This window comes from Chitinophaga sp. YR573 (assembly GCF_900110995.1).
Taxonomy (GTDB): Bacteria; Bacteroidota; Bacteroidia; order Chitinophagales; family Chitinophagaceae; genus Chitinophaga.
The window spans coordinates 1410303-1431175 of sequence record NZ_FOJF01000002.1; the positions used below are offsets into that span (position 1 = coordinate 1410303).

The 20873-nt window shown below is 42.6% G+C and carries 15 protein-coding genes; 11 read left to right on the plus strand and 4 right to left on the minus strand.

Annotation, left to right across the window (positions count from 1 at the left end):
* Positions 1-10: 10 nt before the first annotated feature.
* The 4 genes from kdpA to BMW86_RS25465 form a co-directional block, all read right to left on the minus strand.
* Complete coding sequence (gene kdpA / locus BMW86_RS25450) at positions 11-1687, minus strand: potassium-transporting ATPase subunit KdpA (protein WP_089785315.1); 1677 nt, start codon at positions 1685-1687, stop codon at positions 11-13.
* A 10-nt stretch (positions 1688-1697) separates the two neighbouring features.
* Positions 1698-1778 carry a K(+)-transporting ATPase subunit F gene (kdpF, locus tag BMW86_RS33400; RefSeq protein ID WP_089785317.1) on the minus strand — a complete coding sequence of 27 codons (81 nt, stop codon included), beginning with the start codon at positions 1776-1778 and terminating at the stop codon, positions 1698-1700.
* A 101-nt stretch (positions 1779-1879) separates the two neighbouring features.
* Entirely contained in the window at positions 1880-2239 is a 360-nt protein-coding gene (locus BMW86_RS25460) for a DUF7674 family protein (RefSeq protein ID WP_143056691.1), read from the minus strand.
* Positions 2240-2404: 165 nt separating this feature from the next.
* Positions 2405-3745: a sigma-54-dependent transcriptional regulator gene (locus BMW86_RS25465; protein WP_089785322.1), complete on the minus strand. Its 1341-nt coding sequence runs from the start codon at positions 3743-3745 to the stop codon at positions 2405-2407.
* A 164-nt stretch (positions 3746-3909) separates the two neighbouring features.
* Here BMW86_RS25465 and BMW86_RS25470 point away from each other — a divergent pair, with 164 nt between their 5' ends.
* From BMW86_RS25470 to BMW86_RS25520, 11 genes are all read left to right on the plus strand, one after another.
* The gene (locus tag BMW86_RS25470; RefSeq protein ID WP_089785325.1) at positions 3910-6669 is read left to right on the plus strand and encodes a TonB-dependent receptor; all 2760 of its coding nucleotides are present in this window, start codon (positions 3910-3912) and stop codon (positions 6667-6669) included.
* Positions 6669-7829, plus strand: coding sequence for an LLM class flavin-dependent oxidoreductase (locus BMW86_RS25475; protein WP_089785327.1), 1161 nt, complete (start codon positions 6669-6671; stop codon positions 7827-7829). Before BMW86_RS25470 ends, BMW86_RS25475 begins: the two co-directional genes overlap by 1 nt.
* Positions 7829-9592, plus strand: a complete 1764-nt coding sequence (locus BMW86_RS25480; RefSeq protein WP_089785329.1) for an SLC5 family protein — start codon at positions 7829-7831, stop codon at positions 9590-9592. The genes BMW86_RS25475 and BMW86_RS25480 overlap by 1 nt, the downstream gene beginning before the upstream one ends.
* A 44-nt stretch (positions 9593-9636) precedes the next feature.
* Positions 9637-10191 (plus strand): RNA polymerase sigma-70 factor, encoded by a 555-nt coding sequence (locus tag BMW86_RS25485; protein WP_089785331.1) that lies wholly within the window; start codon positions 9637-9639, stop codon positions 10189-10191.
* Positions 10192-10242: 51 nt separating this feature from the next.
* Entirely contained in the window at positions 10243-11373 is a 1131-nt protein-coding gene (locus BMW86_RS25490; RefSeq protein WP_089785333.1) for a FecR family protein, read from the plus strand.
* Positions 11374-11606: 233 nt separating this feature from the next.
* A complete protein-coding gene (locus BMW86_RS25495; protein WP_255373005.1) occupies positions 11607-15113 on the plus strand; it encodes a TonB-dependent receptor in 3507 nt (1168 codons plus the stop codon).
* Positions 15114-15131: 18 nt separating this feature from the next.
* Complete coding sequence (locus tag BMW86_RS25500; protein ID WP_089785335.1) at positions 15132-16538, plus strand: RagB/SusD family nutrient uptake outer membrane protein; 1407 nt, start codon at positions 15132-15134, stop codon at positions 16536-16538.
* A gap of 33 nt (positions 16539-16571) precedes the next feature.
* Positions 16572-17780: a TlpA disulfide reductase family protein gene (locus BMW86_RS25505; RefSeq protein ID WP_218149217.1), complete on the plus strand. Its 1209-nt coding sequence runs from the start codon at positions 16572-16574 to the stop codon at positions 17778-17780.
* Positions 17781-18013: 233 nt separating this feature from the next.
* Positions 18014-19147, plus strand: coding sequence for an acyltransferase family protein (locus BMW86_RS25510; RefSeq protein WP_089785337.1), 1134 nt, complete (start codon positions 18014-18016; stop codon positions 19145-19147).
* Entirely contained in the window at positions 19144-20169 is a 1026-nt protein-coding gene (locus tag BMW86_RS25515) for a sensor histidine kinase (protein ID WP_089785339.1), read from the plus strand. Before BMW86_RS25510 ends, BMW86_RS25515 begins: the two co-directional genes overlap by 4 nt.
* Positions 20166-20873, plus strand: coding sequence for a LytR/AlgR family response regulator transcription factor (locus tag BMW86_RS25520; protein ID WP_089785342.1), 708 nt, complete (start codon positions 20166-20168; stop codon positions 20871-20873). Before BMW86_RS25515 ends, BMW86_RS25520 begins: the two co-directional genes overlap by 4 nt.

Genomic DNA, 20873 nt, shown 5'->3' on the forward strand with positions numbered 1-20873 from the left:
TAATTATTTATTACAATTGGAAGAATTCAGCGATCGGACCTAATGTAAGTGCAGGAAAGAAAGCGAGTGCTGCAAGTATCATAATCACAGCATAAGTCATAATCCCGAAAGTGGCGGTATCTGTTTGTAAAGTACCCGCAGATTCAGGGATGTATTTCTTCTTAGCCAGTATACCAGCAATAGCTACCGGTCCGATGATAGGAATAAACCTTCCTAACAGCATCACAATACCTGTTGTGAGATTCCAGAAAATATTATTGTCCCCCAACCCTTCAAATCCGGACCCGTTATTAGCGGAAGAGGAAGTGTATTCGTACAGCATCTCAGAGAATCCGTGATTACCTGGTTGCAATCCCCAGGCAGCCTGTGGATAATAAGCTGCGATAGCGGTACCCACCAACACAAGGAAAGGGTGAAATAAGGCGATCATAGCCGCTATTTTCATTTCGCGGGCTTCTACCTTACGACCCATGAATTCAGGCGTTCTACCCACCATTAAGCCTGAAATAAACACAGCAATGATGAGGAAGATGAAGTAGTTCAGTAATCCTACCCCTTTACCGCCGTAAAAACAGTTGGTCATCATGCCCAGCATCTGCATAGCGCCGGACAAAGGCATGGAACTATCATGCATAGAGTTCACAGAACCTGTAGAGATGATGGTAGTCATTACCTGCCAGTAAGCAGATGCCGGTACCCCAAACCGTACTTCTTTACCTTCCATGGCGCTTACATCATGCAGCCCCAGTGTAGCAAAAGAATGGTTACCACCCATTTCAGAAAAGAAGGTGGGTATCATAAATGTTAGCATTCCAAGTGTCATCACGCCGAATATGGCGTACCCTAATTTCTTCTTACGGATAAAGAATCCGAAGGCAAAGATGAGCGCCATTGGCAGTATCACCTGTGCGATCACTTCTACCATATTCGTAAAGTAGCTGGGGTTTTCCAGGGGATGAGCGGAGTTGGCCCCGAACCATCCGCCACCATTGGTACCCAGGTGTTTGATTGCGATCATACCGGCGGCAGGTCCACGTGATACCTGTACGGAATCACCCTGCAGGGTAACGATAGTATCCTTTCCGTCGAAGCTGGCCGGGGTACCATTGAACGCCAGTAAAGCGGCGACAATGATACACAGCGGCAACAGGATACGGGTAATTGTTTTGGTGAAGAATACAAAGAAATTGCCCAGCTTTTCAGTGGTCTTTTCTGCAAATGCCCTGAATAGTACAGCAACGGCGGCTACACCTGTAGCAGCAGATACAAACTGTAAGAAGGTGATCACATATAATTGTGTGAGGTAAGTAAGTCCTGATTCTCCGGAATAATGTTGCAGGTTACAATTCACGAGGAAACTGATACTGGTATTAAATGCCAGGTCTGGTGTCATACTGGGATTTGCATCCGGATTCAATGGCAGACTGCCTTGTACCAGCAACATCACAAATGCATAGATCAGCCATACGCCATTGATACAAAGTAAGGCCGCCATATGCTGTTTCCAGTTCATCTCCTTTGTAGTATCTATACCGGATACACGGAAAATGAACCGCTCCAGCGGAGACATGAAATCAGTAATTGTTTTTTCCCCTTTAAACACTTTAGCAATGTATTTGCCAAGTGGGAAGGCTATCAGTAGGGTGATAATAAATGTGACGATGACGCCTGTCATTTCGCTATTCATTAGTATAGATTTAGAATTTTTCAGGTTTCAGTAAAACATACACCAGGTAGATAAATGCCAGGATGGATATTATGAGCAAGAATGTCATCATGATTTAAATGTTTTCAAAGAAGTCAATAGATTTAAAGAAGATGTAAAAGCAGCCCAGCATTATTGCCAGATAGAGTAGAATGATCATAATATTGAAGTTTATCAGATTCCGGGTTTCATGATTTGCTGTATGTACAGAGAGAACAGTGTTACAGGCATTTTTGTTTGTACTTCCTGCCATTCTCTTCTGGTACAGGCTCCCTGCAGATTAGAGAATGAAAAGATGAATACATTCTCTACAGCCGTCTTTACCAGCTTGTTGCCTTTATTATATATTTTGTCGGCTAATTTCATGCAACGTTCAACCTGTCGTAACTGATGATCCTGCAGCATCTTTCCGGTGTATGTCGTCAATACTTTGATCGACATATATATGCTGCCGAATACGGGTTCGCGTACAATCTCTTTTTGTATTTCCGGGATTTCGTCGGCTATTTCTGCAGATACTTCATATTGGTTCATGGTAAAATCATTTGAGTACATATAGGCCAACGGCATGCCCATTCTTTGTATAAACCAGTATGTTCAGCTGTAATGTAATGCCAGTAAGGGGGGAGTACTTGGCACAGGGGTGGGGTAGATGTTAAAGGAAATAAAAAACCCTCTCATTTTGAGAGGGTTTTATCATTATGATATCTGATACTCTTCTATCTTTCTATATAAGGTAGCTAAACCGATATTCAACAGTTTAGCTGCTTCTGTTTTATTATTCCTGGTATGATGTAATACTCTTATAATATGGAGTTTCTCTACACTGGCCAGGTCAAAGGCTGATAAAGTATGTACAGGCTTCTCGTTTGTCTGTATTTCAAAAGGAAGATGTGCGACGGCCAACTCTTCACCACCGGCCATGATCACGGCCCTTTCCAGTACGTTCTTCAGCTCACGGATATTCCCTTTCCATTCATGCAGTTGCAGTTTTTCAATAAAAGCATCGCTGATAGCCAGTTTCTTCTGATTGGTTTTGGCGGAGAAGAACCCTACAAAATAATCTGTCAGTACCGGGATATCCTTTTTCCGTTCCCGTAAGGGGGGAAGAGTGATGGCAAATACATTTAGTCTGTAATAAAGATCTTCCCGGAACTGTCCTTTACCGGCTTCTTCTTTGAGATCGCGGTTAGTAGCTGTAATGATACGCACATTCACTTTAGTGGGTTTGGTATCACCTACTTTAATGAATTCGCTGGTTTCCAGTACCCGCAATAGTTTGCTTTGCAGGTCTAATGGCAATTCGCCTATTTCATCTAAAAAGATAGTCCCGTTATTGGCTTCTTCTATCAATCCTTTCTTATCCCGTATCGCATTGGTAAAGGCGCCTGCTTTATAACCAAAGAGCTCACTTTCCAGCAGTTCCCGGCTAAAGGCGCTGCAGTTGAGGGCAACAAAGGGTTTGCCTGCTCTTTTGCTGTTATTGTGGATCGCCTGTGCGAAGACCTCTTTCCCCGTGCCTGTTTCTCCCAGTAGTAATACAGTAGTATCAGCAGGAGCTACCTTTTTAGCCTGCTCTATAGCTTCTTTAATGACACGGGAGCTACCCAGTATACTGTCGAAGCTATATTTTTTACCTACCTGCTGCTCCAGCTTCTCAATCCTTTTCTGTAGCTGTACCTTTTCAAAGGCACGGTTCAGCAGGGGGATAATACGGTTGTTATCGTCTCCTTTGGTGAGATAGTCGAATGCGCCATTCTTAATAGCCTGTACGCCATCGGGGATATTTCCGTACGCTGTGAGCAGGATTACTTCCAGAGAAGGATGTTTCTCTTTCAGCGTTCTGGAAAAGTCTACTCCACTGCCATCAGGCAGTTTCACATCACATATAATAACATCTACCTCTTCTTTTTCCAATAGCTTTTGTGCTGCCTTGATCGTTCCTACTTCCAGTACATGGTATCCTTCTAACGTAATAATCCGTTTCATCAGGCTGCGCAGCTTCTCCTCATCATCTATTATCAGAACACTTCCAGGCATAAAATAATTTATCACCAAAATTAAGGTTTTATCGTCTCAAACAGGGAAATAGTAGAATTTGTTGAAACATTGTTTGTCAATTTCAATTTATGTAATACATTTGTCTACATATTTAGTAGACTAATAGAATGTTCCCATAGGGAATGCCAACTCGCAATTAATTTATGATGAGAAATGTTCTTCGCGCCTTCCTGATTACAGGCGCGTCACTCTTTAGTGCGTCCGTATTTTCGCAACAGATATCCGGAGTAGTAACAGATGCACAAAAACACCCACTGGCCGGAACAGTAATTAAGAATAAAACAGGAGCAGGGACTGGGGCCGATGAAAACGGTCAGTTTAAGATTACTGTTAACAGCTTACCCGCAAAACTGGAATTCTCTCATATAGGATATAAGTCAGTTACAAGAACATTTACGGCTGCAATACCCGATACTATTATATTAGAAGAAACAGGTGTGACTGGTACTGAGGTAGTGGTTGCTGCCAGTCGTGTTTCAGAAAGTATATTACGTGCGCCCGTTTCCGTTGAAAAGATCAGTGCAAAGAGTTTTAAAGAATCTGCGGCTGCCGGTTTCTGGGATGCTTTAAATAATGTAAAAGGAGTAGACCTCGGTACACAAAGCATTGGCTTTAAAAGTGTGAATATACGCGGATACGGGGCTAATAATAATACCCGTGTAGTACAATTAATAGATGGAATGGATACCCGTGCTCCCGGTCTGGGTTTCCCTTTAGGTAATGTGGTAGGTATCTCAGAACTGGATGTAGATAACGTGGAGATCATTCCCGGTGCTGCTTCTGCACTCTATGGCCCGGATGCATTAAATGGGGTAGTGGTAACCACTTCCAAAGATCCTTTCAAATACCAGGGATTAAGCGCACAGATACGTAACAGCTTAAACCATGTAGACAGCAAAGATTTCAGCAACCCAAAATATCTCGCAGACTATGCCCTTCGTTATGCCTGGGCAAATAAACGTTTTGCATTTAAAATCAATGGTAGTTATTTCCGTGGAACAGACTGGGTAGCGGATGACTATAGTGATCGTCTGAACCGTGGCCGTCCGAACGGATTAAATTATGTTCCTAATAACAACCGTAACACAAATCTTTTATATGATGGTGTAAACTTATACGGTGATGAATACACCGGCGCTATTGCTATAAGTTCAGGAGCTTTAGCCGGACAAAAAGTTACACGTACCGGTTACCGTGAACAGGACCTGCGCGATAACACAGCTTACAGTTATAAAGTAAGCGGAGAATTAAGATATAAGATCACAGATGATATACAGGCCATCGCTACCGGTTACTGGGGCAATGGGAATGCGGTACAGACTCCGGCAGATAGAAACTACTTTCCCGATATCAAACGCTTCCAGGGTAAACTGGAATTAAAAGGCAGTGACTTCTTTGTAAGAGCATGGAAAACATGGCAGACCACAGATGGTGGTTATGGTACTATCCGCCTTGCGAATGCATTAAACACATTATCCAGTACTAACACACAATGGGCTTCAGACTTTGCTGCTGCCTATGATGGCACTGTAACAGGTGTAACTGCCGGTAGTACGGCTGCTGCAAGAACTTATGCAGACAGGACTCGTTTATTACCCGGTTCTGCTGCTTTTAACCGCGCCAAAGATTCCTTAACTGCAAAGCTGTTTACGCAGGGCGGTGTGGGGTTAATGGATAATAGTAGCCTGGTACAATACGAAGGCAATTATGATTTCAAAAGATTACTGAACAGTATTACTGATAACGCTAACATCGAATTACTGGTCGGTGGTAGCTTCCGCAATTATTTACTGAAAAGCTCAGGTACGCTCTTTCCTTTAAAGACCAGCAGCGGTGAGGAATACACTGTAAAAGAATATGGTGGTTATTTTCAGCTGGCAAGAGAATTTAATGTGGGTGAGGTAGTGATTAAACCCACTTTTGGTGGCCGTTACGATAAGAACGAATACTTTAAAGGTGGATTCACTCCCCGTGGTTCAGTGGCTGTAGGTATAAAAGAACATCACTTCCGTTTCAGCTACCAACAGGCATTTCGTAATCCTACTCCTACACAGTTGTTTGCTTATACATCAACCGGTGGGGAACTGGGTGGTGGTAGTGCCGCTATCAATGCTGCGAATGCTATCAATAATCCTATTTACTTCGGTAATTCCGTCACTACTTTCCGTCAGACAGGCAACGTGGCTGATCTGAAGGCATACAATCCTTCTTCTTTCACCACGGAAAAAATAAAGAACTGGGAAGTGGGATATAAAACAGTGATTGCCGGAAAAATTTATATTGACGCTTATTATTTCAGCAGTGTATACACTGATTTCATCGCGGCGCAGCAAGGCTACCAGAGCGTAGGCGGCCCTAATACGGATAACCTGAAAAATGATGCTACCAGTATCATTTACCAGGTGGATATGAACAGTGCTGATAAAGTATATGTTCGTGGCTGGGGATTAGGAGCCGAATATAGTTTCTACAAAGGATTTAAGATCAGTGCGAATGTTGCTAATAACGAAGGACTGAAAGCTGATCCCAACGATGGCAACAAGAAAAAGAAGATGAGTGATCCTGCAATTGCCGCTACCGCACGTAATTTCTTTAACACACCTGAATACCGTTATAACATTACACTCAGTAATACCCATCTTACCTCCCGTCTGGGCTTTGCGGCTACCTGGCGCTGGCAGGATAAAACCTGGTGGGAGCAGGGCTTCGGTGATGCCTGGATTCCTTCTTTCGGTACCGTAGATGCACAGCTGACTTACACCGTAAAACCGGATCATTTCAGTATTAAAGCGGGCGGCAGTAACGTCCTGAATAAACGTTACACACAGGGATATGCATTGCCTTCGGTAGGTGGATTATATTACCTGACTTTCTCTTTTGAGAACCTGTTACACTGGAAATAATGAAATTTGAACCTGTAAAAGTAAGGACTAAACAACGTTTGGCGGAAGTATCCTGGTTTGATGATCTCTGTGGGGGAGATACACAATTCTTAGGCGTACAGGACGGTACAAGACGTAGTAACTATGCCCATTGTCTGGATATCATCCAAACGGCAGAGCAACAGGGTTACCGGAACATCCTGTTACCTACCTCTTACCTGGTAGGACAGGAAGTGCTGCCCTTCGCTGCTGCGGCTGGTGTAGAAACGGAAACTATCAACTTACTGACTGCCATCCGCACAGGAGAAATACATCCTCCCATGCTGGCAAGACATATCGCTACTTTAGATCACATCCTTAAGGGACGGCTAACTATCAACATCATCAACAGCGACCTGCCCGGTTTAAAAGAAGATGCTGCTGTACGCTATAAACGCTGTGCAGAAACCATCGAAATACTTAAACAGGCATGGACACAGGAAGAGATCCATTTCGAAGGGGAATATTATAATATCCACCTGAAAACAACAGACCCTGTAAAGCCTTATCAGCAGAATGGCGGGCCTCTTTTATACTTTGGTGGGATCAGTGATGGCAGTCGTGAAATCTGCGCTAAATACTGCGATGTATTCCTGATGTGGCCGGAACCTGAGGAAAGTATCTATGCCAGCATGCAGGACCTCAGCGCCCGTGCAGCCACTGAAGGCAGGGAAATAGACTTTGGACTGCGTGTGCATGTTATTGTAAGAGAAACTGAAGCGGAAGCCAGAGACTACGCAAAATACATCATGAGTAAATTTGAACCGGAAAAGTTCAACTTAAAGAATCGTGCACAGGATAGCCAGTCGGCAGGTGTATTACGCCAGGATGCTTTCCGGGAACAGGCTGCTGAAAATGATGATTACCTGGAGCCATTGTTATGGGGTGGTATTGGCCGTGCCAGGAGCGGTTGCGGCGCAGCTATTGTTGGCACTCCTGAGCAGGTAATAGAAAAGCTCAACAGATATATGGATATGGGCATAAGGGCATTCATATTAAGCGGATATCCCTTAAAAGAAGAGTCTATCCTGTTTGGAAAACATGTACTACCGCATCTGCCTTTAACAACACTTTCCCGGCTACAAGGAAGAACACCTGCATCAGAACCAGTCACACCACTTACTACTCAACCTTTACGCTAATGCTTTCACAACTGGGTACGCTTGATTATGTGGTGATGATAATACTGTTACTGATCATGTTCGGTGGCAGTTTCTTACCTGGTTTGCACAAAAAGAAAAGTGCGGAGCAGTTCTTCATGGCTGGCCGCAACCTCAGATGGTGGAGTGTTGCCGGCAGCATTTACGGCACGAACATCAATCTAAACCAAATAATAGGCACACTCGGTATTGGTTACAGTATAGGCTTCGCCCAAAGTCATTTTGAAGTCCTGGCCATCCCTGCCATATTATTACTCGTATATGTATTCGAACCCATCTACCGGAAAAGAAACATCTACACCTTATCCCAGTTCCTGGAATATCGTTATAATGAATACGCCCGACTGATATACATGCTGCTCATCGTGGGCATCATCATTGTGTTATTAGTTGGAGGGTTCTACATCGGCAGCCGCCAGTTGGGACTTATCTTCAGCGGTATCTCTTATTTAAACGGCATCATCATACTGGCCAGTATCACCTGCATCTTCCTGTTCTTTGGAGGTATGGAAAGCGTGGTGATCGCTGAAAATATCCAGACTATCTTAATGGTGCTGGCAGTCGTCACTGTCTCATTAGCTGCATTTGCTCAACCGGAAATAAACGGTTTCACAGGCTTACTAAAGCTGGACCATGCACAACCGGCAGCCCTGCAAAAAATGCATCTCTACCTGCCCCCAAACCATCCGAAACTTCCCTGGACAGGCGTATTCTCTGGCCTCATGGTGCTGCAATGTTTCTTCTGGACTACCAACCAGTTTGAAGTACAGCGTATCATGGCTGCTGCTACCAACAGAGACGCTAAACTGGGAGCTCTCGCTGCAGGTGTATTAAAGATCTCCATCCCCTTCACCACTATAGCAGCCGGCGTAGCTGCCGCCTATATATTCAAACACCGTTACGGATGGGTAGATATCCAACCTGATGACGCCTTCCTTAAACTCATGACAGAAGTCGTCCCTGATGGCTGGGGCCTGAAAGGATTGATACTAGCGGGTTTCACTGCTGCTATCTTCTCTTCTATATATTCCATGTTAAACTCTGCATCAACGATGTTAAGCATGGATTTATACAAACGGTATCTGCATAAAACGGCCAATGATAAACAGGTGGTACGTTTTGGTAAATTAGTGGTAATAGCAGTATGTGTTACAGCAGCTTTACTGGCTTATTGTACTTACACTCCCAGGTACGCAGGAAACTCTTTCCTGGCGCTCTCTGAAAACACTTCCTATCTCAAACCAGGTATAGTAACCATCTTTTTCCTGGGCGTATTCTGGAGAAAGGCACATCCCAAAGCAGCGATCATTACCTTACTGGTATCACCATTCCTGAGCATAGGTACAGAATGGATCTACAACCGTTATTTAGGTAATGAGATCTTCGGTATGAAGATGAATTTCTTCCACCGTGTATTTATCTCCACCATTCTTTGTGTAATACTAATGACGTTATTAAGCAAATACTTCGGAAAGAAACAACAGGTGTTCAATGTAGTTGATGTAGATAATGATTACCGCCCTTTATTGCAAAGGATAGGTATTTTTACCCTCTTACAACTGCCATTATTATTTTTAGCCATTGCACATATAGCCCCGTTAAACATCATCGCTGTTATCGCAGCCATCATCACTTTTGGTTGTTTTATAAAATATAAAAACGGTATCAGTTTAGTAAATGTAGAAAATGGATTTGCTGGTATTGTAGCCGCTTTTACTGTTTGGCTATTATACTTTTTTGCATAACAGGACTTTGAAATGAAGATCCTGCATATTATCTTTAATAAGGAATGACAGATTATTCTCATTATGCTGACGAAGAGTTGGTTCAGATGATGGGCGGGGATGATCAGAATGCCTTTACAGCTATTTACAACAGGTATTGGAAACGGTTGTATGTACTGGCTTATGATCGTTTACGTTCCAGACAACTGGCCGAAGATGTGGTGCAGGATGTGCTAACAGGCCTATGGCAGCGCAGAGGGCATACTATTATCCGGTCTTTGCCATCCTATCTGGCAACAGCCTGCCGTTATGCGGTATTGACCCAGTTAGCAAAAGCAACCCCTGTTACTACCGTAGAAGCCCTTCCCGAAACGATACAGGCGGTAACAGACGATACGGCACAGTTACATTTCCTGCAAAAGTCTATGCAGGAACAATTGAAACAGTTACCCGAAAAATGCAGGATCGTCTTTAATTATAGCCGTAACCAGGGCATGTCCAATAAAGAAATTGCCTCAGCGCTCAATATCTCCGAAAAAGCAGTAGAAAAGCACATTACGAAGGCTTTGCACCACCTGCGTATACAATTCCGCAATTATTTTCATCTTTTTTTTCTTTAGAGGTAGGGTAACCCCCTTATTTTCCGACTTTACTTATATAGCACATTATTAATGGAAAGAGAAGAACTGTCCATACTGTCAAAAAAATATCTTGCCGGAGAAGCCAGCGAGGAAGAAACTGCCCGTTTGCTTAACTGGTATAATAATTATAATGAACAGGAGCTAACCGCCTTAATAGAGGCCTCTGAAGGCGAAACAGAGGCATTGCTGGAACAACGCATGCACCGGCGGTTAATGGTTGCTACTGCTAAGCCGAAAGTATATCATACCAGGTGGTGGGCAGCGGCAGCAGCCGTGCTGATATTATTAGCTGCAGGCGGTATGTATTATCTGCATGAAAGTGAAAGGCCCCAAAACAGTAGCATCGCCGCCGGTATTATGCCAGGCAGCAATAAAGCCACACTCACACTGGCAGACGGGAGTGTAGTCAACCTGGACAGTACGGGTACAGGTATGTTGCTCAAACAGGGGAATACCAAGGTAGAAAAAACAGCCAGTGGGGAAGTCGTATATAAAAGCGATAAAACCACCGAAACCACCGTCAGTTATAACGTATTGCGTACACCGCGTGGCGGGCAGTTTAAAGTGATATTACCGGACGGTACAGCTGTTTGGCTTAACGCCGCTTCTTCCATCCGGTATCCTACTGCGTTTACTGGTAAGGAAAGGACTGTCTCCATCACAGGAGAAGCATATTTTGAAATCGCTCCTGATGCCGCTAAGCCTTTCAACGTATCGGTAAACAACATGAAAGTAATAGTACTGGGAACACATTTTAATATCAATGCTTATGCCGATGAGCATACCATTAATACCACTTTACTGGAAGGTGCGGTATTGGTACAAACCGGTAGTGAGTCGCGGCGTCTGGCACCCGGACAACAAACAAGGGTGAAACCCGGAAGTAATGAAATTGAATATCTGAAGCAAACAGATGTAAACAGCGCTATTGCCTGGAAGAATGGATATTTTTCTTTTAATGATGAAGATATTCCTAGCGTCATGAGGCAACTGGCAAGATGGTATAATATAGAAGTAACTTATACGGATAAATCTCCTGAGGGTACATTTACAGGGGAAATCGGCAGAACTTTAACACAGGATCAATTGTTTAAAATATTATCGAGAGCAGGCATTCATTTTAAAATTGAAGGAGAGAACAGAGTGAACATTTTACCGTAAACAAAAACCAACCATCACCACCAACGTCAGGCCTAACCAACGCCTGCCAGTATCATTATCATTAAAATTAATGAGGTCCACCGGACGCGGAGATCTTATGTTCATCCATGAAAAAACCTGGTGTCAAGATTGGCGTCCGCACCAGGTTTTAATAAATGGTTAACCCATTCAGGTAATTCCCTGTTCCAAAAGTTACAGGGAAAGAAGTAGTCAACCAAAAATCAATCAAAGGTATGAAAATTAATGTTGTGCGCAACAGGCATGGGATTGCCATGCCATTGAGCGCCGCTCACGCAACCAAAATCTGGCGAGTAATGAGATTGACCGCAGTTTTATTAACAGTGATGGCTTTACATGTTTGTGCCAAAGGACTCTCACAAACAGTGAACCTGTCCTGCAAAAACATGCCACTTCAACTGGTGTTAGGTGTTATCAAACAGCAAACGGGATATGTGTTTTTTTACAAGAGCAAAGATCTTGCAGATGTAAAAAATATTTCTGCGGAGATTAAAGACATGCCTGTAAAAGACGCGCTGGAAAAAGTGTTAAAAGATAAACCTTTAACATTCGATATCCAGGGTAATACAATTGTCATTTCCCGCAAAGCAACCGAGCCTGCTATAGCGCTGCCTCCCGCTGATATTACAGGTATGGTCGTGGATCTGAAAGGGATGCCGGTGCCGGGCGTATCTGTTCGCGTAAAAGGTAGCACAGCGTCCGCTATCACTGATAAAGATGGCCGGTTTACCCTGAGAGAAGTCGATAACAATGCAGTATTGTTTTTCTCCTGTGTAGGATTCGAACCACAGGTACTCAACCTGAAAGGGAATACAAAAATTGAAATAGCCTTAAGAGGAAAAGTAGATGAACTCAATCAATATGTAGTAGTAGGATATGGCAGCACCAAAAGAAAAGACCTGACGGGGTCTGTTGCCTCCGTAAATGTAGAAGAAATTAAAAATGTCCCTTTTACGTCTATTGATCAGGCTCTGGCAGGAAAGGCGGCCGGTGTACAGGTAGTGCAGGCAGACGGTTCTCCGGGTGGTGTGGCTAAGATCCGTATCCGTGGTGGTACTTCCCTCATGGGTGGGAATGATCCGCTGTACGTGATAGACGGTGTACAGGTAACCATCCAGAACAGGTATATCCAGAACCAGGCAGAAGCCGTAAACCCGGTAGAACGTTTTGGTAGCGATGACGCTAACTCCTCCGTATCCAATTCTTTTGCCCGTGGATTGAACAGCCTGGCAGGATTAAATATCAGTGACATTGAATCCATTGATATCCTGAAGGATGCTTCTGCCACTGCTATCTATGGTTCCAAAGCAGCCAATGGTGTGATTATCATCACCACCAAAAAAGGAAAGCTGAATCAAAAGCCCGTACTGGAAGGTAATTACTATGCCGGTGTAAGCAGCGCGATAAAAGAAAAACTATTGAATGCAGACCAGTATGTGACACTGCTGAAAGAAGCGGCAAAGAATCTGAATGATGCCAGGGCGGCAGCAGGACAAGCCCCCAACGCCCAGGCTACAAGTATCCTCACTGATCCCGGTTTCTTAGGTACTGCGAATACCGACTGGCTGGGACTGGTACTCCGTAACGGGATCTCACACAACGCGGATATTTCTGTACGCGGTGGTGGTAGTGGTTCCCGTTATTACACTTCACTTGCTTATAACAAACAGGATGGTGTATTGAAAGGGACCGATTTCTCCCGTGTAGCGGGGAAAATCAGTCTTGATAATGAGATTACAAAAAGACTAAGGGTTATAACAAATCTTGATTACGGATTCACAAAAAACAATATCACGAATGGTATCTATGCACAGGCATTGTTTGCACCACCTACATTGCCTGCTTATAATACTGATGGCAGTGTGTACCAGTTCCTGGGTTCTCAGATAGGAGGATATAACTACCAGGGATACCAGAACCCAATGGCACTGTTATCCGGTATCAACCAGGGTAAAACAGCCTCCCTGATCGGATCTCTGTCAGGTGAATATGATATCCTGAAAACATTGAAATTCAGAACTACGGCTTCCGTTAATTATAACAACTACCACCAGCTGAATTATGTACCCAGTACAGCCGTTATCGCATCTCCCAATGGTGTAGGTACTTCTAACGGAGGTACTGCCAGTCAGGCACAGACAGAAGACGTAAATGTCTTTTATGAGAATACCCTTACCTGGGATAAACAGCTTAATGATAACAACCGTTTGAATCTGTTAGGAGGTACTTCCTGGCAGAAATACCGTTACAATACTTTCTCTGCCAGCGGACAGGGATTTCCGGACGATGTATATCTGAATAATCTTTCCTCTGCTGCCGTTACCTTACCGGCAACAGGTACTTCCGGTCAGAATTCTTTGCTGAGTTTTTACATGCGTGCAAATTATGCACTGAAAGAAAGATACCTGTTCACCTTTACCGGCCGTTCGGATGCCTCTTCGAAATTCCCTGCTAATAACCGTGTTGGTTACTTCCCTTCTGCGGGGCTTGCATGGCGCATTTCTGAAGAGTCTTTCATGAAAAAGATAAAATGGGTGAATGAACTGAAACTGAGAGCCAGCGGAGGTTATACGGGTACACAGAATATAGGGGATAATATGTTCTATACATTGTATACTCCGGGTTCCTATGGAGGTACCAATGCACTCGTTCCCAGTCAGCTGGGAAATAATAAGATCAAATGGGAATCTACTTTGCAGAAAGACCTGGGACTGGATTTTACGCTCTTTAATTCCCGCCTGCATGGTATGCTTGGGTATTACGAAAAGAATACCACCGGCCTGCTGCTGAATTCAACCCTGGCACCCAGTTCTTCTTATGGCAGCGTGATTGCTAATATTGCCAATATAAATAACAAAGGACTGGAACTGGACCTGAGAATGGAAGTGATCAATCATAAAAATTTCCAGTGGACCAGCGCCATCAATATTTCAGGTAACAGGTCATTGGTAAAACATGTAGACTATGAATTTACCAATCCTACTGATGATCCTTCACTGGCCCATTATTACCTGGGTAACAGTATCGTTCAAACAGGGCAACCACTGGGATTATTTTATGGACATGTGTTTGAAGGCATTATTCACAACCAGAAACAACTGGACGATTATAAAAGCAGGTTTACCTACGCGCAATATTTCGCACCTTACCTGGGAATAGGTGATCCTATGTATAAACTGGACAGCACCGGTTATTATGCAAGTGATGTAATAGGGCATGCTGAACCCAAATTTTATGGTGGCTTTACCAATACATTCACTTATAAGAATTTCAGCCTGATTACTTTGCTCACCTTCTCTTATGGAGGGCAACTCCTTTACCTCGCTGATATCCAGAACCAGTATTTTTCTTCATACACCAACAAAGGAGTACGTATCCTGGGCAGATGGACGCCGGAGAATCCTAATGCAGACAGACCCAGACTGATGCTGGGACAGAATGGTAGCTATTATACTGCCAGTAATGAGGTGTATGATGCATCCTATATCAAATTAAAATCCATTACACTCACTTATCAGTTACCTGTAAGAATTACTGCCCGCATGCATATAAAGGATGCCTCCATGTATGCGTCTGCAACAAACCTGTTTACGATCAGCAAGTATCCGGGGCCTGATCCGGAAGTAAGTAACAATCCTTACAGCCTTATTAATGGTAGTAATGATGTAAGCACATTCCCAACAGTAAAGCAGTATAATGTAGGGCTTCGTTTTGGATTTTAATCACTCAAAGAAATTATCATGAAAAGGATCATATATTTATTTATCTGCGTATTGGCAATTTCCTGCAACAAAGACCTGGGTAAACTGCCGGAGAATGCAAAAGTGGATGGGAATACCATCATTAGCCAGTCTACTTCAGAGATTGCATTAAATGGTGTTTACTATCGTTTTGCGAACGTAGATGCCAGTACGAACACAACAGGATGGTTCGAACATGAAGTGCCACCCGGCATGTTTGCCGGGTATCTTGGGTACGGATTTGGTGCAGATCCGGGTGAAGAAAATGATTACAGTAATTCCGGTTATGCAGATGTTCATTGGGCAACTTCCTATTCACTGATCAATGCTGCCAATGGTGTAATTGAAGGAGTGACTGCATTATCTGATAAAATGTTCACTAACAACCGTAAAAATGAGATCCTTGCAGAAGCCCGGTTCATGCGTGCCTACGGACATTTTAAACTGTTGAGTTTCTACGCGCAGTGGTTTGATCTGAGCAGTGCTTACGGTGTATTGTTGCGTGAAAATTTTATAACACTCACCAATATTGCTAAAAAACGTAGTACTGTTGCTGAAAGTTATGCCTCTGTTTTAACAGACCTGGATGATGCCATTGCAAATGCACCTGCTGTAAATAAAAATATTTATGTAACGCGCTGGGCTGCCATGGCATTGAAGATGCGGGTATTAATGAGTCATGCGGAAACAGCAGATTATACAACCGTTATCAGTCTTGCAGACAGTATTATATTAAACAGTGGTTATACACTGGAAAATAATACAAAAGATATTTTCTACACCAAAGCCTTAACCAGTGAAGAAGTAATACTGGGAATACAACCGGAACAGAACCAGGAAACGTACTATTATAATCTCAGTCATCAGTATTATCCTGGTGCTTCCGGTTTGTATGTGGCCAAAGATGAACTCAAAACCCTGTTACAGGATGATCCGCGTAGCAGCTGGATGATAGGCCCTGTTAATGCTTACGGTGGTTATTATTTCCTCAAATATATTGCAGTTGGCAACAATCCTTCTATTGTATCTGAAACAGCCTATGCATTCCGTTTGTCTGAAGTTTACCTGCTGAAAGCAGAAGCAATTGTACGCTCTGGCGGTAGTCTGGCAGATGCCCGTGCCATTCTTAAAACCATCATGGGACATGCCGGTGTAACTGATTTCAGCAGCATAGATAATGCAACCACACAAGACGAAATGCTGATGCAGGTCTATCTCGAAATAACAAGAAACCTCGTTGGTGAAGACGGGCAGGAATGGATGGCATTACTTCGTCTCCCTTTAGCGATCGTACAGCAATTACGCCCTACCATTACAGATAAGATCAGGTATATTTTACCAATACCTCATGTTGAGTTTGTAAGTAATCCGGCTATCGGTGATCAGAACCCCGGTTATCAGAAATAAACATTCACATCAAACACCAATAAAAGTATCATCATGAAAATGTACATTTTTGCTATTCCTCTTGTACTATTGCAACTACATGCAGGGGCACAGGATAAAAAGCCGTTCACATTAACAGGCAATATCAAAGGGTTGAAGGACCGCTATATTTATCTTAGCTATCCGGAAAGTGCAGAAAAATATCATACAGATAGTGTAATAACTAAAAACGGAAACTTTACTTTCAAAGGAGCATTGCAGGAGCCTTCACAAAGTAGCCTGACTTTTGATATCAGGGCACGTATGTATGGAGAAGGTGATATGGTTTCTTTCTTTATGGAACCTGGTAGTATGCAGATAACATCTAAGACCGGTCATTTGAAGGATGCAAAACTGACTGGTTCCAAAGTGCAGGATGAACAATATGTCCTGGATGAAGCCAGGGCTCCCGTTATGAAAAAGCTGGAACCAATATACAAAGCATATGAGGATCTTAACGAGGAATACAGGAAAGGCATGAAGGCTAAGAAATCGGAAGAAGAACTGGCACCCCTCAAAGCAAAATTAGAGAAGCTGAGGGATGATATGGAACCATACCAGGAAGAAATGGGGAAGAAAGATTCGGTATTCATGGACCAGTATCCCAATTCCTATGTGACAGCACAGATGCTTCGTTACAAAATCAGTAACCTCACTTATAAAGAAGCGGAAGCTTATTATGTAAAGATGTCTCCTGAAATGCAGCAAAGCACTAATGGAAAAGAATTGAAGAAAGAGATGGAAGCACTGCTTGCCGGTTCTCCCGGTAGTGTTGCGCACGTTTTTAGTAAAACAGATATCAACGGACAAACATTGAATCTGGACAGTCTGAAAGGCAGGTATGTAATGCTGGATTTCTGGGCAAGCTGGTGTGGCCCTTGCCGTAAAGGTAATCCTCACCTGAAGGAATTATATTCCAAATACAAGGAGAAAGGATTTGAAATTGTGGGCGTATCTGATGATGACAGTAATCCTGCGGCCTGGAAAAAAGCGGTAGCACAGGATGGTATTGGCATCTGGAGGCATGTACTTCGCGGACTGGATTGGGATAAGAGAAGACAGAACCAGCCCAATCCGGAAGATACAAGCGATTATTATGGGATTCATTCTCTTCCTACCAAAATACTGATCGATCCCCAGGGAATGATCATTGGACGTTATGGCGGTGGTGGTGAAGACGATGAGGCCATGAATAGGAAACTGAAAGAGATATTTGGCGCTTAAGGCTTCATGTAACCTTAATCCGTCTATTCGTCAAAGAAATTTTAGCACGAAATTATCCAATGATAGTTTCGTGCTAAATTCTTTTATATGCATACAGCTTCCTGGCGATACCTGTTCCGTTTAATAGCCATTTCAGGCGTACTGTTGTTCTTTCATCCCAAAAACCTGTCCATACGTCAAAGTTATTTTAGCGGATATCCCTTCAGGGATAATTTCACGTTAAAATTTACAAGATGCAACGTCAATCATACCTGGACTGGCTCCGTATTCTCGCTATCCTGGGGGTATTATTCTTTCACTCCGCTATGCCTTACGCCACAGACATGGACTGGCACATCAGGAATAAAGAGACAAGTAACCTATTATTGGAAATGAACGCATGGCTGCACCTGTTCCGTATGCCATTGTTATTTTTCATCTCCGGTACGGTTAGTTATTATATGCTCCAGAACAGGACGGGCAAAGGATTTATAGGGCTACGTTTCACCCGCCTCTTCATCCCGCTTGTATTTGGTATGCTGGTCATCGTTCCTCCACAGGTATACCTGGAACGTTTAACACAGGGCTTCAGGGGCAACTTCTGGCATTTCTATCCCAGCATCTTCACTACAGGTGCTTATCCTAAAGGAAACATGAGCTGGCATCATCTCTGGTTCGTCCTCTATCTACTGATCTATGATATTATTTTTGCGCCTTTATTCGTCTGGATCATCAAAGCAAAAAACAAACCACTGCAATGGATGGCGGAAGGAAAACGGATCTACCTGCTGGCTATTCCCGCTATTATTATCTACAGCAGCATGACTATACAATTCCCTGAAACCAATAACTTAGTGCAGGACTACTGTTATTTCCTATATTGGTTATGCTTCCTGCTGGTGGGATTCATCTGTGTAGCCAATATTAGTTTGATGGACAGCCTGGAAAGAAACCGCCGGTTTTCTTTAATGATCGCATTCACCAGCATCATCGTTATCAATTATATTCGCTGGAATGATATTCAGCCATGGGATACAATAATAAACTGGAAAACAGATCCACGTACCTATATCTTCCTGGCGTTAAGAGTGGTTTGTGCATGGGGCTGGGTGTTCACTGCTATTGGATATGGAAAGAGATACCTTAATAAAAAACATCCGGTATTAAACTATCTGAACCAGGCAGTCTATCCTTTTTATATATTACATCAGACGGTTATTGTCATCCTTACCTATTATGTAGTACAGACAACGGAAACTATCGGAATGAAATATATCTTTACAGTAATTGTTACCTTTTTACTGAGTATGGGGATCTTCCATATCTTTATAAGGCCATATGCTGTTACACGGTTTTTATTTGGTATGAAACCAAAATCAATAAAATGAAGAAATTCTGGAAATATTATTTCCCAACGATATACGGTCTGTTGATATACTTTACCATCCGCCTGTTGCTGGATACGGTAACCGGCATGAAGTTCTGGCACAGACCCTGGCAGCAAAATTGTTTCGAAATATTTGTCTCTGTTTTAATGGGATATGTATTTATCGGGGTACAGCATTGCCTTTACAAATACTTCGATGCAAAATGGCAAAAGGAATTAAGCTACAAAAGAGTTTTAAAAGAATTTGGATATGTTTTCCTTGCTTCATTTATTTTTCAGAATATTTTCATAATGCCGGTAGCCATTTTTACCGATGATGGGGCGCAATGGTATGATGTAGTAGATGTCAACATAATACCAACACTCTATGCCTTCATTTATTATGGTATCAGCAGAAGCAACACTTTCCTGGAAGCCTATGTAAATAATAGATTGCAACTGGAAAAAGTAGTGTCGGATCAGCTACAGGCAGAACTGAAGTTCTTAAAATCACAGTTACATCCTCATTTCATCTTCAATGCCTTAAACACTATCTATTTCCAGATGGATGAAGATGTATCCGCCGCTAAGAGAAGTGTGGAAAGATTCTCCGAACTGCTCCGTTATCAGTTATACGATCAGGAACAGACTGTCCCTGTCAGAAGAGAAATTCAATACCTGGAAAGTTTCATCAGCCTGCAAAAGGTAAGAGCCTCAGAAAAGCTATCTTTAAAAGTAGAATTTGATTCCTTATTAAATGATCAGCAGGTATATCCTTTATTATTCTTTCCACTTGTAGAAAATGCATTTAAATATGTAGGGGGAGATTATAAGATCTGTATCAAAACGTTATTACAGGATGATCATATTGTATTCCAGATAAAAAATGATATCCCTGATAGTATACCTTTGGAAAGGGTAGGAGGGATAGGATTAGAGAACCTGAGAAGAAGACTGGAACTTTTATACCGGGACAAACATACTTTCAATATTAATAAGACGGACAAAGATTTTACAGTAGAGCTAATAATCAAAACAGCATGAAGATAAAATGTATAGTAACAGATGATGAACCTTTTGCAAGAAAGGGATTACAGGGATATATAGAGAAAGTTGATTTCCTGGAACTGACAGGCGTTTGCGAAAATGCCATAGAACTCAATTCCATGTTAAAACAACAAGAGGCGGATGTATTATTCCTGGATATAGAAATGCCCTATATGTCTGGTATAGAGTTGTTGAAAAACCTGACGAACCCACCAAAAGTAATCTTCACTACGGCGTATGAGAAATATGCGATGGAAGGGTATGAATTAGAAGTGCTGGATTATCTTTTAAAACCTATTTCCTTTGAGAGGTTCCTGAAATCTGCCAATAAGATTTATGATTACTTCAAACAGCAGCAGCAGGGAGCTCCTGCCGAAGATTACTTCTTTGTAAAGGCAGATAATAAACTGGAAAAGATCAGCATAGCAGATATTCTTTTCATAGAGGCAATGGAAAACTATATCGCTATTTATATAAAAGACAGAAAGATCATTACACACTTAACATTAAAGATGATACAGGAAAGATTACCAGTGGCTGATTTTGTACAGCCGCATAAATCCTACCTCGTAGCTATGAACAAGATAGATTCTATTGAAGGTAATGTGCTGCATATAGCACAGTTTCAGGTACCCGTATCTAAATATCAGAAAGAGGATCTGCTGATGAAAGTATTAAATAACCGGATGCTTAAAAGATAG

Coding starts and splice junctions, on each gene's coding strand:
- BMW86_RS25490 (WP_089785333.1), top strand. CDS start 10,243: ATGGAAAGAGAAGAACTGTCCATACTGTCAAAAAAATATCTTGCCGGA.
- kdpA (WP_089785315.1), bottom strand. CDS start 1,687: ATGAATAGCGAAATGACAGGCGTCATCGTCACATTTATTATCACCCTA.
- BMW86_RS25470 (WP_089785325.1), top strand. CDS start 3,910: ATGATGAGAAATGTTCTTCGCGCCTTCCTGATTACAGGCGCGTCACTC.
- kdpF (WP_089785317.1), bottom strand. CDS start 1,778: ATGATGACATTCTTGCTCATAATATCCATCCTGGCATTTATCTACCTG.
- BMW86_RS25500 (WP_089785335.1), top strand. CDS start 15,132: ATGAAAAGGATCATATATTTATTTATCTGCGTATTGGCAATTTCCTGC.
- BMW86_RS25475 (WP_089785327.1), top strand. CDS start 6,669: ATGAAATTTGAACCTGTAAAAGTAAGGACTAAACAACGTTTGGCGGAA.
- BMW86_RS25495 (WP_255373005.1), top strand. CDS start 11,607: ATGAAAATTAATGTTGTGCGCAACAGGCATGGGATTGCCATGCCATTG.
- BMW86_RS25505 (WP_218149217.1), top strand. CDS start 16,572: ATGAAAATGTACATTTTTGCTATTCCTCTTGTACTATTGCAACTACAT.
- BMW86_RS25520 (WP_089785342.1), top strand. CDS start 20,166: ATGAAGATAAAATGTATAGTAACAGATGATGAACCTTTTGCAAGAAAG.
- BMW86_RS25460 (WP_143056691.1), bottom strand. CDS start 2,239: ATGAACCAATATGAAGTATCTGCAGAAATAGCCGACGAAATCCCGGAA.
- BMW86_RS25485 (WP_089785331.1), top strand. CDS start 9,637: ATGACAGATTATTCTCATTATGCTGACGAAGAGTTGGTTCAGATGATG.
- BMW86_RS25510 (WP_089785337.1), top strand. CDS start 18,014: ATGCAACGTCAATCATACCTGGACTGGCTCCGTATTCTCGCTATCCTG.
- BMW86_RS25480 (WP_089785329.1), top strand. CDS start 7,829: ATGCTTTCACAACTGGGTACGCTTGATTATGTGGTGATGATAATACTG.
- BMW86_RS25465 (WP_089785322.1), bottom strand. CDS start 3,745: ATGCCTGGAAGTGTTCTGATAATAGATGATGAGGAGAAGCTGCGCAGC.
- BMW86_RS25515 (WP_089785339.1), top strand. CDS start 19,144: ATGAAGAAATTCTGGAAATATTATTTCCCAACGATATACGGTCTGTTG.